11 protein-coding genes and 3 tRNA genes are annotated in these 14,851 nt (G+C 70.8%); 2 read left to right on the top strand and 12 right to left on the bottom strand.

The features are described 5' to 3' along the window. The coding region (locus DI269_RS17740) for a TPM domain-containing protein (protein ID WP_157975065.1) at positions 1-1,955 on the bottom strand (1,955 nt) is incomplete at its 3' end. Positions 1,956-2,180: 225 nt separating this feature from the next. Here DI269_RS17740 and DI269_RS17735 point away from each other — a divergent pair. Beyond that, positions 2,181-2,648 carry an Hsp20/alpha crystallin family protein gene (locus DI269_RS17735; protein ID WP_112138269.1) on the top strand — a complete coding sequence of 156 codons (468 nt, stop codon included), beginning with the start codon at positions 2,181-2,183 and terminating at the stop codon, positions 2,646-2,648. Positions 2,649-2,701: 53 nt separating this feature from the next. Here DI269_RS17735 and DI269_RS17730 read toward each other — a convergent pair whose 3' ends face one another. From DI269_RS17730 to DI269_RS17680, 11 genes are all read right to left on the bottom strand, one after another. Beyond that, complete coding sequence (locus DI269_RS17730) at positions 2,702-5,299, bottom strand: exo-rhamnogalacturonan lyase family protein (RefSeq protein WP_198667526.1); 2,598 nt, start codon at positions 5,297-5,299, stop codon at positions 2,702-2,704. Further along, complete coding sequence (locus DI269_RS17725; RefSeq protein WP_112138266.1) at positions 5,296-5,964, bottom strand: DUF1961 family protein; 669 nt, start codon at positions 5,962-5,964, stop codon at positions 5,296-5,298. The genes DI269_RS17730 and DI269_RS17725 overlap by 4 nt, the downstream gene beginning before the upstream one ends. Beyond that, positions 5,946-6,647 (bottom strand): rhamnogalacturonan acetylesterase, encoded by a 702-nt coding sequence (locus DI269_RS17720; protein WP_112138264.1) that lies wholly within the window; start codon positions 6,645-6,647, stop codon positions 5,946-5,948. Before DI269_RS17720 ends, DI269_RS17725 begins: the two co-directional genes overlap by 19 nt. Beyond that, positions 6,647-7,528, bottom strand: a complete 882-nt coding sequence (locus DI269_RS17715; protein ID WP_112138262.1) for a carbohydrate ABC transporter permease — start codon at positions 7,526-7,528, stop codon at positions 6,647-6,649. Before DI269_RS17715 ends, DI269_RS17720 begins: the two co-directional genes overlap by 1 nt. Beyond that, a complete protein-coding gene (locus tag DI269_RS17710) occupies positions 7,528-8,481 on the bottom strand; it encodes an ABC transporter permease (protein ID WP_112138259.1) in 954 nt (317 codons plus the stop codon). The genes DI269_RS17715 and DI269_RS17710 overlap by 1 nt, the downstream gene beginning before the upstream one ends. Before the next feature lie 59 nt (positions 8,482-8,540). Continuing rightward, positions 8,541-10,061, bottom strand: a complete 1,521-nt coding sequence (locus DI269_RS17705; RefSeq protein WP_112138256.1) for an extracellular solute-binding protein — start codon at positions 10,059-10,061, stop codon at positions 8,541-8,543. Positions 10,062-10,121: 60 nt separating this feature from the next. Beyond that, on the bottom strand, positions 10,122-10,769 hold the full coding sequence (locus tag DI269_RS17700) for a DUF624 domain-containing protein (RefSeq protein WP_157975064.1): 648 nt from the start codon (positions 10,767-10,769) through the stop codon (positions 10,122-10,124). A 266-nt stretch (positions 10,770-11,035) separates the two neighbouring features. Beyond that, complete coding sequence (locus tag DI269_RS17695) at positions 11,036-12,064, bottom strand: SAM-dependent methyltransferase (RefSeq protein ID WP_157975063.1); 1,029 nt, start codon at positions 12,062-12,064, stop codon at positions 11,036-11,038. 79 nt (positions 12,065-12,143) lie between these two features. Beyond that, positions 12,144-12,217 (bottom strand) — tRNA-Cys (locus DI269_RS17690). A gap of 50 nt (positions 12,218-12,267) precedes the next feature. Continuing rightward, positions 12,268-12,339 (bottom strand) — tRNA-Val (locus DI269_RS17685). A gap of 24 nt (positions 12,340-12,363) precedes the next feature. After that, positions 12,364-12,436, bottom strand: a tRNA-Gly gene (locus DI269_RS17680). A 135-nt stretch (positions 12,437-12,571) separates the two neighbouring features. Between DI269_RS17680 and DI269_RS17675 the strand changes: the two genes are divergently transcribed. Beyond that, a partial coding sequence (locus DI269_RS17675) for a Tex family protein (RefSeq protein WP_112138249.1) occupies positions 12,572-14,851 on the top strand: 2,280 nt, incomplete at its 3' end.

Here is a 14,851-nt window from a genome sequence, read left to right as displayed (position 1 = left end):
CGGCGGCCCCCGCCGCCGCCGAACCCGCCCCCGCCGCCGAAGCCTCCCGGGCCGCGGCTCCCGCCGCCGCCTCCGAGGATCTGGCCGAGCAGGATGCCGCCGAGCATCGCGCCCGCGTTGCCGCCGCCACCGCCCATCGAGCCCTTGTTCGGGTTCGAGGGGGCGAGGTAGCCCTGCACGTCCTGCTGGGCCAGCTGCGAGGCGGCGTTCGCGAGCTGGTCGGCGCGCTGCGCCAGCGCGAGCGCCTGCACCGGGTCGGTGTCGGCGAGCGCGCGGGCCTGCGCGAGCTGCTGCTTGGCCTCGTTGAGGCGGGTGCGGGCCTCGGGGCCGACCGCGCCGCGGTTGGTCGTCACGTAGTCCTCGACGGCGGCCGCGGTGCTCTGGGCGGACAGGAGCATCTGCTGGAGCTGGGCCTTCGCCTTCTGCGCGTTCTGCACGGCCCCTTGGAGGGCGCGGACCTCCTGTTCGAGGTCGAGGGAGGCCTGCTCGACGCGGCCGGTCGCGGCGAGCGGGTCGCCGCCGGACTGGGCCTTGACGTCGGCGATGGCGGCGCGGAGGTTCGCGGCCTTCGCGGCGACGGCCTGGCCGCCTTGGGTCGCGGCGAGGCGCTCGGCGTCGGCGGCGTCCTGCTCGGCTTCGGCGAGGACACCGGGGAGCTGGGCGGCGGCCTTGTCGAGTTCGCTGGCGCGGCGCACGACGGCGCCGCTCATCTGCTCGGCCTGGCCGACGGCCTCTTCGGCGGCGCGCAGGAGGACGGCGGCCTTCCCGCCGTCGTCGGCGGAGACGGCCTGGTCGGCGGCGGCGAGCTGCTCCTGGGCGAAGCGGAGGCGGTCGGCGGCGTTGTCGGGGAACTCCCGGACCGTCTCAGTAGCGGTGGCGGGGTAGGCGGTGCCCATGGCGGCCAGGACGGTGCGGGCGGCGTCGAGGTCGACTTTCGCGGCGCGCTGCTTGAGGGCGGCGATGGCCTCGGGTGCCCTTTTGCCGAGGTCGCGGAGGGCGTCGAAGTCGTCGGCGACGGCGTCGAGGTCGTCGTTGGCCTTGGTGAGGCGGTCGATGATGTCGGCGAGCATGCGGCGGCGCTCGTCCTCGGTCTCGGGCTTGTCGTCGTCGAGGAGCTGGCGGGTGCGGAACGACTGGGACAGCTGCTCTTTGGCGGCCTGGAGGGTCGCGGTGAACTTGCCGGTGGCCTCGTCGCCGAACTCGGCGACGGCGAAGCCGAGCTCTTGCTCGCTGGTGCGGAGGGCGTCGTCGGTCTCGACGAGGAGCCGGTTGGCCTCGCTGTTGAGGTCCTCGGTGGAGCGCTGGTCGACCGGCGGGCCGCCACGCCCGCCCGCGACAGGAGCGTTCTTGCGGCGGCGGCGCATCCAGACGACGGCGGCGATGACGAGCGCGGCGACCACGAGGAGGCACAGGACGATCCCGAGCCAGTTGGTGCCCGAGCCGGAGCCGGCCCCGGAGACGCTGTCGCCGTTGTAGGCGGCCTCGTATCCGGCGGCGGCGTCGACGGCGGCCTGGGCCCAGTTCTCGTCCTGGAGCTGCGGGGCGATGAGGCTGGAGGCGACCTCGTTGAGCTGGGTGTCGGTGAGCGGGAACCCGGAGTCGACCGACCAGGTGTAGCGGCGGTCGCCGGTGGCGATCACGAGGAGGATGTCCTGCGTGCCGAGGCCGGAGTCGACGGCGCTGGTGTCGGCCCAGGTCTGGGGGTCGTAGGAGTCGAAGCTCTCGATATAGGCGACGTAGAGGCCGATGCCGGTGGAGGACCGGAGGTCGTCGATGGACTCCTGGACCTCGCCGCTGCGGTCGCCGAGGGCGTCGACCTGGTCGGTGACGGTGCCCGACAGGAGGATGGGCGCGACGGCCTGCACGGCGGCCGGCAGGAGGAGGACGGCGGCGGCGAGCGCCGCCGCGATCACTGCCGCGGCGGCGTGCCTGGCCTTGCTGCCGGTTCGATTCATCGCGGACCGCACCCCGTTCGGTCGGAAACGAAGTCAGTCTAGGAGCGCGTCGTCGCAGGTACGGCGCTTTTTGAAGAACTCCTCGGGTCCGGGATGGACGCAGGTCTTGCGACACCGGTGCGGTGACGCCGGTCACGGCTGAAATATTCGAAGCCGCCCGGGCGTCTTTAAGGTCGTTAGCACTCAACACCCGAGAGTGCTAATCCTGAACACGAGGAGACCACCATGATCGTTCGCTACCAGCACCCTTATGCGGCGTTCCGCCAGTTCGACCGCGAGTTCGAGCGCCTCGTGCGCACGGGCTTCGGCCGCGGCGCCGTGCAGTACTCCCTGCGGGCCGACGTCCTCACCGAGGGCGAGGACCTGGTCGTCCGCGCCGCCGTCCCGGGCGTGGCCGCTGAGGACGTGACCGTCGAGCTCGACGGCCGCCGCCTCTCGATCACCGCCGAGCGCAAGGCCCGCGAGACCGCCGAGGGCGACCGCTACCTGGTGCGCGGCCTCTCGTCCGGTTCCTTCCGCCGCGAGTTCACGCTCCCGGAGGGCACCACGGCCGAGCAGCTGAGCGCCGGGGTCGCCGACGGCATCCTCACGGTCCGCATCAGTGCGGCGGTCAAGCCCGCGCCGGAGGCCGTGCGGATTCCCGTCACGGGCGCGCCGGTCGAGGTCGAGGCCGAGACCACCGAGTCCGAGTAAATCGAATACAGCGGAAGGCCCCGGAGCGATCCGGGGCCTTCCGCGTGCCCGAGTCACTTCAGGCGCTTGCCGATGAGGGCGAGGTTCTGGATGGTGGCCAGGCCGCACTGGGCGGCGTCGTTGGTGGAGAGCGTGCGCGCCTCGTCCACGGGGGCGAGCACCTCGGGCGGGAGGATCTGGACGGCCCGGAAGGCGTCCTCCCCCATGAACTCCCCGCCCGCGAAGTAGGCACGCCAGGCCCGGTCGGCCAGCACGTCGTCGCCGAGGCGGTTCGCCGCGTAGGCCGCGAGCCGCGAGTGCGCCTGCTCCAGGTGGATGCCCGAAGGCGCGACGCCGAGGTCGGCGTGCTGCTCGGCGGGGTCGGCGAGGTAGAGGCGGCAGTACCGGAGCCAGGCGTCCTTGAACCCGGGGGCGTCGATGAGTCCGGCGTCGATGAGGGTCACGAGTTCGCTGCACACTTCGACGAGGCCGAAGACGGCGGAGAGGTGCGAGACGGAGACGCGGTCGCGCGCGGTGTCGAAGCGGCCCTTGTCGAGGTCATAGAGGGCCTCGCCGGTGAAGAAGCCCTTCGGGAGCGCCCCGATGTCGCGCATCGTGCCGACGAGGCGGTCGCGGGACCGCTCGTTCCCGGTGATCTCCCAGTCCGCCAGCCAGGTCGCGGCGAGGGCGCTCCAGTCGGTGCCGAGGCCGACCGCGAGCGCGGCGCGCTCGGGCCGGTAGGTCGCGGCGTCCGTGCGCACTTTGCGGGTCGGGTCGAGGGCGAGGAACGTCGCGTCGGAGTCGCGCAGCGCCAGCATGAGGTCGCGGGTGTGCTCGTCGCCGGTGAGGAGGTAGTGCGGGCGCCGGTACGCGGGTGTGGAGATGCGGACCTGCTTGGCGCTGCACCCCCAGTGCTGCACGTTGTGCCTGGTGCCCAAGCCCTTCCAGGGGCCGGCGTGGTAGACGTCGACGTCGCCGGTGTGGCGGGTCATGCGCTCGGCGAGCCGGTAGACGTCGGCGCGGCCGGTGCGCAGGAACGAGGTCCACAGCCACAGGTCGGGCGAGAGTTCGGAGTTGTCCCAGGCGTAGCCGCCGACGTCGTAGCGCCAGATGTGGCGGTCGGCGTCGTAGGCGTGCATGACGTCGCCGAAGTTCCAGAACCCGTACCAGGACCGTTGATCGACTTGGCCCACATAGAAGTCGAGGAGGAAGTCCAGCCGGTCTTCGAGGGCGGCGCGCTTCGGGTCGGTGCGGTCGGGCAGGTCCCAGTCGCCGAGGACGCCTTGGAGGGCTTCGGGAGTGGGCGCGAGCTGCGGGCGGAGGGCGGTGCCGCGGGCGAGGCGCGCGAGTTCGGCGACGGGCGGCGTCGCGGCGTAGGGGGTGACGGTGAGTTCGTGGGTGCGGCCGATGCCGTGCGCGGTGCCGAAGCCGGGTTCGTAGTCCTCGTACGTGATCTCGAGGGCGTCGAGCTGGTAGGCGTAGTCCTCCTGGCCGAGGCCGTCGTGGTAGAACCGCAGGTCCATGGGGGCGGCGTCGGGCGACCACAGCCAGAGCGTCAGGTGGGCGGCGTCGGAGTCGGCGCCGCCGATGTCGAGGCCGGTGGGGTGGGACTGCCAGAACCCGGTGAGCCCCAAGGTGAGTCCGCCTTCGACGTCGCCGACGTAGGCGAGCCCGTCGGCGCGGGTGCCTTGGGCGACGTCGATCCAGGGCCGGTCGGCGGCGGTGCGCTTGTGGACGGTGTAGCCGTTGGCGTTGGGCTGGCGGAGCGTGTAGTCGGCCCAGGCGGGGATCCACCGCGAGAGGCGCTCCACATCGCGGTCCCAAGTGGATGAGGGTGGGGTGGGGCGGCCGTCGAGTTGGGCGGCGCGGACTTCGGGGCCGGGGTCGCGGCGCAGACCGGTGAGGCCCCGCACGGCTTCGCGCAGGAACCCGCCGTCGGCGCCCGCGAGGCGCACGTGGCGGTCGTGGAGGGCGGCGCGCAGCGGCACGGTGAACCGCAGGCCGAGCGAGGACAGGAAGTCCCGCTCGGGGTCGCCGTCCCAGACGAAGGAGTGGACGATCCGGAACGTCGCGGCCCCGGCGGCGAAGACGAGGCGCACGGTGAACGGCAGCCATTCGCGGCCGGTCGCTTCGCGGTGGACGCCGGCGACGCGGACGACGGCGCGCAGCGGGCCGTCCTGCTCGACCTCGCAGCCGGTGACGTGCCCGGTGGCTTCGATCCGGCCGGTGTCCTCCTGGCGGCTGGAGACGAGGCGGCCCGAGGAGGAGACTTCGGTGTCGCCGACCAGGATCGAGCGGACGAGGTCGGTGCCGTTGCGGGACAGGACGACTCGGGCGGCGCAGGTGTCGACTTCGACGGCGTCGGCGGTCTCGGTGACCGTGATCCGCGCGGCCGGTGCGATTCTGGGGCCGCGCACGACCCGGTAGCCGTCGGCGGGCTCGCCCGCGCCGAGCGCGACGCCCGCCCACTTGACGGAGCCATCGGGCCAGGCGGCGAGCCGCCAGGTCTGGGCGGGGACCGGGGCGCCGGAGTCGTCGAGCACCGCGAGGTCGGCGGGGTCGAGGACCGCGCCGGGCGCGAGCGGCACGCCGCAGGTGACGCCCGCCAGCGCGAGGTCGGGCGCGGTGTCGTCGAGCCAGCGCAGGGGGACGTCGACGGGAGTGTGATTCACAGTGCGGTCACCTCAAGGTCGCGGTAGTGGGAGACGAGCGGGGCCATCTGGCGGAAGCCGATGCGGCCCGCGCCGAGCGGTACGTCGTCGTGGAAGGTGAAGAGCGTCAGGCCGTCGATCGCGAACGAGACTTCAGGGCCGCGTTTGACGACGCGGGCGCGGTAGTGGCAGTCGGCGTCCTCGGGGCCGGGCAGCGGGTCCGCGCCTTGGGCGACGAGGTGGAAGCCGGGGCTCTTGCGGAGGTTGCAGGTGCGGAAGCGGCGCTCGGTCGGCCATTTGCGGCGCAGGTAGGACACGTGCAGCGTCGAGACGTCGCCCGAGTGGTACTGCGGGTAGCGGCCGGTGCGCGGGGCGAGCGACGGGTCGAACAGGTCGCGGCCCCCGGTGCCGGTGGCGGCGAAGAAGAGCATCGCGAGTCCTTCGCCCGCAAGGGGTCTGACATCCCATTCGATCGCGACGTCGGCGGGGAACACCTCGGGGCACCAGAGGGTGAAGTGGGCGTGGTCGCCGCGCCCGGCGGCGATGAGGGCGGCCTCGTCGGCGGTGCTGGAGAGGACCAGTCCGCCGTCGGCGTGGGCGATCCCGGCTGGTCCTTCCGCGATCCAGCCGTCGAGGTCGGTCGGGTCGGCGAGCGGGTTGCGGTAGGTCACGGCCGGACCAGCCACTGCCCCAACGGCTCCTGGTCGGCGCCGGCGCCGTCGAGGACGTGCAGGTGCTCGGCCACGAACCGGGCGACCGCGGCCGCTCCGGCGGTCGTGTAGTGGGTGTTGTCGTTCCGCAGCTTCTCGTCGACCTCGACGCCCTTGACCGCGGCGGCGCCGTGGACGAACAGCGCGGCCGACCCGGCCTCGCCGAGCCAGGTGTAGAGCCAGCGCGTGAACGGCGTCAGGTCGATGACGGGCACGTCGAGCTCCTCGCCGAGGGCGCGCACGGCGGCCGGGTAGGGGCCGTGCGAGTGGCGAAGGGCCCCTTCGTGGAAGAGGCGGCGCTCGACGCTGGTGGCGAGGACCGGGCGGGCCCCGGCGGCGCGGGTCTCGGCGACGAAGGCGGCGAGCCGGTCCCGGTAGCCGCCGTCCGCGGCGAGGGTCTCGGGCTCCTTCTGGTCGTTGTGCCCGAACTGGATCACGACGGTGTCGCCGGGTTCGAGGGCGGCGGCGAGGGCGTCCCAGCGACCTTCCTCCCGGAAGGACTGGGTGGTCGCGCCGCCCTTGGCGTGGTTGCGGACCGGCTCGTCGGTGAATTGCTGGAGCTCGTCGCCCCAGCCGAGGAGCGGCAGGTCGGGGCGCCCGGAGGTGGCGCCGTCGTCGGTGGGGGCGACGGTGGAGTCGCCGGCGAGGTGGATGGTCATCAGCCCTTCACACTTCCTATGAGCATGCCTTTGGCGAAGTGCTTCTGGAGGAACGGGTACGCCAGGAGCACCGGGATGGTCGCGATGATCACGACCGCGAACTTGATCCCCTGCGCGGGGGGCGGCACGTCGGTGGCCATCTCGTCGGCCGAGAGTGAGGCCGCGGCGGTGACCTGCCGCAGGATCATCTGGAGCGTCCACTTGCTCGTGTCGCTGAGGTACAGGAGCGGGGAGAGGTAGTCGTTCCAGATGCCGACGGCGTAGAACAGCGCGAAGGTGGCCAGGACGGGTTTGGAGAGCGGGAGGATGACGTGCCACAGGACCTGGAGTTCGTTGGCGCCGTCGATCTTCGCGGACTCTTCGAGCTCGTGCGGGAGCTGCTGGAAGAAGTTCTTGATGATGATCAGGCTGAACGGGTTGATCGCCATCGGGAGGATGAGCGCCCAGTACGTGTCGAGGAGGCCGAGGTCCTTGACCACCAGGAACGTCGGGATCATGCCGGCGCTGAAGACCATCGTGAAGACGACCAGGCTCAGGATCGTGCGGCGCCCGGGGAGGTCGGGTTTCGCGAGCGGGTACGCCATCAGCGCGGTCAGGCCCAGCTGGACGAACGTGCCGACGAAGGTGACGACGACGGTGGTCGCGAAGGCGCGCACGAACACGTCCGAGGACAGGATCGACGCGTACGAGGCGGTGGTGAACTCGTTCGGCCACAGGAAGAACGGCCGGGTCGTGATCTCCAGTTCCGTGGCGAAGGACCCGGCGAGGACGTACAGGAACGGCAGGATCGCGAGCAGGCCGACGCCGGTGAGCACCGCGACGTTGAGGACGTCGAAGGCGCGCCCGGCCCGGGTGTTGAACCGCTTGTGCGTCGTGGACATCAGAAGATCCCCTGCTGGTTGAAGCGCTTGGCGAGCCAGTTGGTGCCGAAGATGAGGACGAGCCCGACGAGGGCCTTGAACAGGCCGACGGCCGTGGAGTAGCTGTAGGCGCCCTGCTCGATGCCGGCGAAGTAGACGTACGTGTCGAACACGTCGGCCACGGTCCGGTTGAGGGAGTTCGACATCAGGTAGATCTGCTCGAACCCGGTGTTGAGGATCTGCCCGGTGTGCAGGATCAGGAGCACCACGATCGTGGGGAGGATCGAGGGGATCGTGATGTTCCAGACGCGCTGCCAGCGGCCCGCGCCGTCGATGATCGCGGCCTCGTACTGCTCCTGGTCGACCCCGGCGAGCGCCGCGAGGAAGATGATCGTGCCCCAGCCAGTGTCCTTCCAGACCATCTGCATGAGCACGAGCGGGCGGAACCAGTCGGGGTCGGCGAGCATGTTCGCGTCGGTGCCGAACAGCCCCGCGAAGAACGTCCACAGGGGACCGGTGTCGATGGCGAACAGCAGCGCGGTGATCGACACGACGACGGTCCACGACAGGAAGTGCGGGATGTAGACCAGGGTCTGCACCGTGCGCTTGAGGATCTGGAGCCGCAGCTCGTTGAGCAGCAGCGCGAGCACGATCGTCAGCGGGAACGCGATGAACAGGCTGAGCGCGGCGATGACCAGCGTGTTGACGAGCAGCCGCGGGAAGTCCGGGTTCGACAGGAACGCCTGGAAGTGGGCGAAGCCGACCCACTCGCTGCCGTCGATGCCGAGGAAGGGGATGTAGTTCTTGAACGCGATCCGCGCCCCGTACATGGGCCAGAAGCGGAACAGCGCGAAGTAGACGACGCCGGGGAGCATCAGGAGGAACAGCCAGCGGTAGCGCACCACGTCCTGGCGGAGGCGCCGCCGCGCCGGTTTGCGCACGCGCGGCGGATCGGCCTCAAGGGCGGTCGTCATCGCAGTCTCCTTGGGGGGTTCGGCGTGCGGGGCCGGGTCGGCCGGCCCCGCACGAGGGGTCAGTTCAGGTCGGCGTACAGGTCGTTGATCTCCTGGGTGACGTCGTCGCCGCCGCTGGAGCGCCACGTGTCGATGGCCGCCTGGAGTCCGGCGTCGTCGATCTGGCCCGCGATGTACTGGATGCGGGCGTCGGCGATGATCGTGTCGAGCTGGGCGCCGCTGGTGGTGTAGGTCGGCGACACGAGCCCGGCCGCGGGGTTGAACACGGCGTTCGCGAGGTCCTCGGCCTGGAGGTCGAGCCGCTGCTGGTACAGGGCCTGGTCGTACTCGGTCTCCTGCTGGAGCGGGTAGGCGTTGTAGCCCGCGACGTTCATGCCGAGCTGCGCCCAGGCGCCGGTGACCTGGTCGGTGAAGTCCTGCTTGGCGGTGTCGAAGACGGCCTCGCCGTCGACGACCGTGTAGTTGTCCCCCTCGATGCCGAGGTTCATGAGGTTCTGGGCCTCGGTGGAGTTGAGCTCGTTGAGGGCCGACAGGACCTGCTTGAGCTGGTCCTCGGTCTGCACGCCCGCGCGCGGGACGGCGAGGAAGCCGGAGTACCCGGCGGTGGGCAGCGCGTAGGTCCCGTTCGGTCCGTCGAGCTGGCCGACCAGCGCGACGAACTGGTCATAGTTGTCGGGGTCCTGCTCCTTGAACAGGCCGGCGAGCTGGGCGGCGCGGGACTGGACGTCGATGATGATGCCGCCCTTGCCGTTGAGGAACGGCTCGTTCCAGGTGGCGGGGTCCATCGTGGCGTAGTCGGCGTTGACGTAGCCGTTGGAGACGAGGTCGCGCTCGTACTGGAGGGCCTGGAGCCATTCGTCGGAGGTGAAGGCGGGGACGAGTTCGCCGCCCTCCTCGCGCCACAGGTTGCCCGAGCCGTACCAGGTCTCGATCGCGTCGTAGGGGCTGCCGTTGCCGATGCCGCCCCAGGCGGGGTTGATGATCCCGTAGGTGTCGTCCTCGCCGTTGCCGTCGGGGTCGTCCTCGGTGAACGCGCGGGCGATCTCGTACAGGTCGGCGGTGGTCTGCGGCCGGGCGAGGCCGAGGTTGTCGAGCCAGTCCTGGCGCAGGATCACGCTGGTGCGGATGACGTCGCGGGCGCGGTAGACGCCGTAGACCTTGCCGTTGACGCTGGCGGCCTCCTGCACCTGCGGGTTCGCGGTGACGAGGTTCGGGTAGTCGCCGGAGGCGAGGTACTCGGTGAGGTCCCAGAACCCGCCGGCCTCGGCGGTCTGGACGAACGACTGGTCCTTGCCCTGGATGACCATGACGTCGGGGATGTCGTCGCCCGCGAGGACCGTGTTCGTCTTGCTGCCGTAGTCGGTGTTGGGCACCCACTGGACGCTGAGGTCGAGGCCCGCGAGTTCGCTGAGCGCCTGGTCGACCGGGTCGTCCTCCTCGGGCGGCACCGCGGAGAAGAACGGGGCCATGATCTGGAGCGACTCCAGCGGCTCGCTGCTGCCGCCGCCGTCGGAGCACGCGGTCAGCGCGAGGCTCGCGACGCCGAGCAGCGCCAGCGGTATGCGCTTTCTTTTCAACATGGGGGTCCTTTCGGAAGGGGATTTCGGTTGCGGTCCCGCCGGCGGCGCCGACGGAGCGTGTCAGGCCGCGCCCGGCAGGTTCCGGTCGTTCGCGGCGAAGAAGGAGAGGCACAGCGCGGTGCACAGGTGGATCCACACCCCGACCGACAGCACCGGCGCCAGCCCGGGGACGAACGCCGTGATCGCGCCGATCAGGGCGGTCGTGGCGATCAGGAGCAGCGGCGCGCCGGGGAACCGGAGCCCGAACTCCCAGGCCAGGCGCAGGCACCGGCCGCGGCGCAGCTCGTAGTGGGCGTCCATGGTCACCGCCAGGAGCAGGTGCGCGAGGCAGAGGGCGACGGCGGCGACCAGTGCGACCTGGAGCCACCGCGCTTCAGCGGCGGCGAGGTTCCAGCCGAGGACGGCGAGCACGAGTCCCGAGGGGGCGGCGAGGAGGTTGGCGTGGACGAACTGGCGCCGCCACCGGGAGGCGAAGGCGCGCAACAGCTGCTGGGTGTCGCCGCGCAGGCGGGTGCGGCTGCACGCCGCGGCCGCGGCCAGCGCGGGGGCCCAGCCGAGGACGATCCCGCCCGCCAGGGTGAACGCGACGACCAGGAGGTTGAGCGCGCCGACGTACGTGACGGCGTCGAGCCGGCCGTACCAGCGCTCGGTCCGCGACCCGTCCCTCTCGGGCGCCGCCGGACCGCGGGGGGTGTCCAGTGTCGTCATGCGCGTACTCCACATCTCCGTCGATGCGCCCGGGCCGAGGGACCCGAGGAGGGGTGCCGCTTCAGGGCGGCGCGGATATTACACAGAGTTGAAAGGATTCAAACGTGATTGACACAATAGTTAACGATCAACTTCCCGTCAACCGGGGGTGCATTCCGCGCGAATCCCCTCCGCCGGACCGCCGACAGTGGACTTTCGGGCCGCAGAAGTTGCATCGTTTCAATGTCGAACGCCGACAGCCGGGTTCGGGAACCCCGGCCGGAGGCTCAGGAGCGCTTGCGGAGGACCACCGTCAGCTCGTTCCGGTTGTGCATGAGCTGGCGCGCGAACTCGATGTCGTACTTGGCGCGCAGGAGGGCGAACGAGTCGTTGATCTGCGTCAGGACGCCGCGGCTGCCGGTCTTCAGGGTCAGCACCACGAGTCCCGAGGGCTTCAGCAGGTCGGCGCTGTCGAGGACGAGGCGGCTCGACATGAGCGCGTCCATCTTCATGTCGTTCACGATGAGGTCGAACCGGTCCCTGCTGCGGCGGATGAAGTTGCCGGCCGTCGTCCGCTCGTGCCGGACGCCGCCCAATGCGAGCACCCGCCGGTCGAGGTCGCCCGGATCGACCGCGGTGACGGCGAGCCCCTGCTCCGCGAGGATCCTGGTCCAGCCTCCCGGCGCGGCCCCGAAATCGAGTGCGGTGCCGTTCGCGGGGAACGTGAACGAGTGGTACTTGAAGAGCTCTTCGAGTTTGAACTCGGCCCGGGACACCTGGTCCGGGGACTTGGACAGGCGGACCTCTCCCCCGGGCCAGGAGCTGAGGCTGTCCGCGACCCGGTTGAGCCCCACGATCACCGATTTCGGTGCGTAGCAGAGGGACAGGGCGTACTCGGTCCCCGTCCGCGAGACCCGGTAGCCGCGGTCGCGCAGCACCTGCGAAGCGGACTCCCACGCCTCGTAGCGGTTGAACTGGTACGGGACCCGCCCGCTCAGCCAGATCTGGAGCGACACCTCGGCGTCGCCGGTCCGCGCCCGGATGAGCTCCTCGATCGACGGCTCGACCGACGCGAGCGTCCCGCCGTCCGGATCGAATTCGGCGACCACGTCGGTGATGTGCCGGGGGAACGCCAGCGGGGCGTCGAGGATCACCTTCGCCAGGTCGCCCGCGGTCGAATGCGAGGTCTCGACGACGGCCGCGTTCTCTCCCACCCTGGTGAACCCGACGATGTCGCGGATGTTCCGCAGGAGGTCCTCTTTCGCGAACGGCATCGAGTCCGCCGCGATCGAGACCAATGACTTCCGAGTCGCCAATGCAATTCCTTCCGAGCCCGCGAGGAACGCGCGTGGAGAAGGCCCGGCGATCGCACCGCTTGACGCTTCTGATGATGAATGGAGGTGGGTACGGGATTCGAACCCGTGTGCACGGCTTTGCAGGCCGTTACCTAACCACTCGGACAACCCACCCTGATTGCGAAGAAGGCCCGGGCCTTGCGACCCGGGCCCCTTCACAGCTGTGGACGATACTGGGATTGAACCAGTGACCTCTCCCGTGTCAGGGGAGTGCTCTCCCGCTGAGCTAATCGTCCGGGATAGCGCTCTTTCGAGCTCCGAGCGGACGACCGGGATCGAACCGGCGACCTACACCTTGGCAAGGTGTCGCGCTACCAACTGCGCTACGTCCGCATGTCTTCCGGGGAGTTTTTGCTGCTCCCTGGCGACGGGATAGAACTTTACCCAATGCCGAAGCGAGCGTCCACCGGGGGGTCGGGGCTACCGGCTTCGGGGCGCGTTGTCGCAGCGCTCTGGCAGAATCCTCCCGTGGCTCAAGCTATCGATCAACGCATCGCCGAAGAACTCGCGGTCGGCGCCCACCAAGTCCGATCGGCCGTCGCGCTCCTCGACGACGGCTCCACCGTCCCGTTCATCGCCCGGTACCGCAAGGAGGCCACCGGGGGCCTCGACGACGAGCAGCTGCGGACGCTCGAAGAGCGCCTCGGGTACCTGCGGGAGCTGGAGGCCCGCCGCAAGGCGGTGCGCGAATCGATCGCCGAGCAGGGCAAGCTCACCGACGCGCTGGCGGCGCAGATCGACTCGGCCGACACGAAGGCGCGGCTCGAAGACCTGTACGCGCCCTTCAAGGTCAAGCGCCGCACGAAGGCCCAGATCGCCCGCGAGGCCGGGCTGGAGCCGCTCGCCGAACTCCTGCTGAGTGATCCCTCACAGGACCCCGAAACCGCTGCCGCGGCGTTCCTCAATCCCGAGAAGGAGGTCGCGGACGCCGCCGCGGCGCTCGCCGGGGCGCGCGCGATCCTCACCGAGCGGTTCTCCGAGGACGCCGACCTCATCGGCGACCTGCGCGAACGCATGTGGCGCAAGGGCAGGGTCGTCTCGAAGGTCCGCGACGGAGCCGAGGAGAAGGGCGCGAAGTTCTCCGACTACTTCGAGTTCGCCGAGACGTTCACCACGCTCCCCTCGCACCGGGTGCTCGCGCTCTTCCGCGGGGAGAAGGAGGAGGCGCTCTCGCTGTCACTGGAGCCGGGCGACGCCGAGGTCGAGGGCGCCGACTGCGAGGGCGTCATCGCCGCGAAGTTCGGGATCAGGAACGACGGCAAGCCGGCCGACGCGTGGCTGGCCAAGACCGTCTCCTGGGCGTGGCGGACCCGCATCCTCGTCAAACTCGGCGTGGACCTGCGGATGCGCCTGTGGCAGCAAGCCGAGGACGAGGCCGTCCGGGTCTTCGCCGCGAACCTCAAGGACCTGCTGCTGGCGGCCCCGGCCGGGCCGAAGGCCGTCATGGGTCTGGACCCGGGCTACCGGACCGGCGTCAAGGTCGCCGTCGTCGACGCGACCGGGAAGGTCCTCGACACGACCGCGATCTACCCGCACCAGCCGCAGAACCGCTGGGACGACTCCCTCGCGGTGCTCGGGGCCCTGGTCAAGAAACACGGCGTGCAGCTCATCGCCATCGGCAACGGCACCGCCTCGCGCGAGACCGACCGGCTCGCCGTGGACCTCGTCAAGGCGTTCGCGGGCGTGGCGGAGATCTCCAAGATCGTCGTCTCCGAGGCCGGCGCCTCGATCTACTCGGCGTCGGCGTACGCGACCAAGGAGCTCCCGGGCATGGACGTGTCGCTGCGCGGCGCCGTCTCGATCGCCCGGCGCCTCCAGGACCCGCTCGCCGAGCTCGTCAAGATCGAGCCCAAGCACATCGGCGTCGGCCAGTACCAGCACGACCTCACCGAGTCGAAGCTCACGCGCTCGCTCGAAGCGGTCGTCGAGGACGCCGTGAACGCCGTCGGCGTCGACCTGAACACCGCCTCGGTCCCGCTGCTGTCGCAGGTGTCGGGGCTGAGCGAGTCGGTCGCGGCGAATATCGTGGCCTACCGCGACGAGCACGGCCGCTTCCCCGACCGCAAGGCGCTGCTGAGCGTGCCCCGTTTGGGCCCCAAGGCGTTCGAGCAGGCCGCCGGGTTCCTGCGGGTGCCGGGCGGGGACAACCCGCTCGACGTCTCGTCGGTCCACCCCGAGGCGTACCCGGTGGTCGAGCGGATCATCGCGGCCACCGGCGTCACGATCGCCGGGATCGTCGGCGACGCGAAGACGCTCCGCAAGCTCAAGCCCGGCGACTTCGCCGACGACCGCTTCGGCGTGCCCACGGTGACCGACATCCTCGCCGAGCTGGAGAAGCCGGGCCGCGACCCGCGGCCGGAGTTCAAGGCCGCCGCGTTCAAGGAGGGCGTCGAGAAGGTCTCCGACCTCAAGCCGGGGATGCTCCTGGAAGGGGCCGTGACGAACGTCGCGGCGTTCGGGGCGTTCGTCGACATCGGCGTCCACCAGGACGGGCTCGTGCACATCTCGGCGCTCGCCAACCGGTACGTCGAGGACCCGCGCGAGATCGTCAAGCCCGGCGACGTCGTCAAGGTCAAGGTCGTCTCGGTGGACCTGGCCCGGCAGCGGATCTCGCTGACGATGCGCCTGGAGGACGAGCCGGAGGCCGGCGGCGGGGGCCAGGGGCAGCGGCGCCAGGGCGGCCCGAACCCGAAGGGCGGCAAGGGCGGCGGACGCCAGCAGCCGCGCCAGGGCGGCGGGCGGCAGGCT

The organism is Glycomyces dulcitolivorans, from assembly GCF_003265355.1.
GTDB classification, from domain to species: Bacteria; Actinomycetota; Actinomycetes; order Mycobacteriales; family Micromonosporaceae; genus Glycomyces; species Glycomyces dulcitolivorans.
The sequence above is the reverse complement of the archived record's forward strand: the minus strand, read 5'-3'. Positions and strand labels throughout refer to the sequence as shown.

Coding starts and splice junctions, on each gene's coding strand:
- DI269_RS17735 (WP_112138269.1), top strand. CDS start 2,181: ATGATCGTTCGCTACCAGCACCCTTATGCGGCGTTCCGCCAGTTCGAC.
- DI269_RS17720 (WP_112138264.1), bottom strand. CDS start 6,647: ATGACCATCCACCTCGCCGGCGACTCCACCGTCGCCCCCACCGACGAC.
- DI269_RS17715 (WP_112138262.1), bottom strand. CDS start 7,528: ATGTCCACGACGCACAAGCGGTTCAACACCCGGGCCGGGCGCGCCTTC.
- DI269_RS17710 (WP_112138259.1), bottom strand. CDS start 8,481: ATGACGACCGCCCTTGAGGCCGATCCGCCGCGCGTGCGCAAACCGGCG.
- DI269_RS17705 (WP_112138256.1), bottom strand. CDS start 10,061: ATGTTGAAAAGAAAGCGCATACCGCTGGCGCTGCTCGGCGTCGCGAGC.
- DI269_RS17700 (WP_157975064.1), bottom strand. CDS start 10,769: ATGACGACACTGGACACCCCCCGCGGTCCGGCGGCGCCCGAGAGGGAC.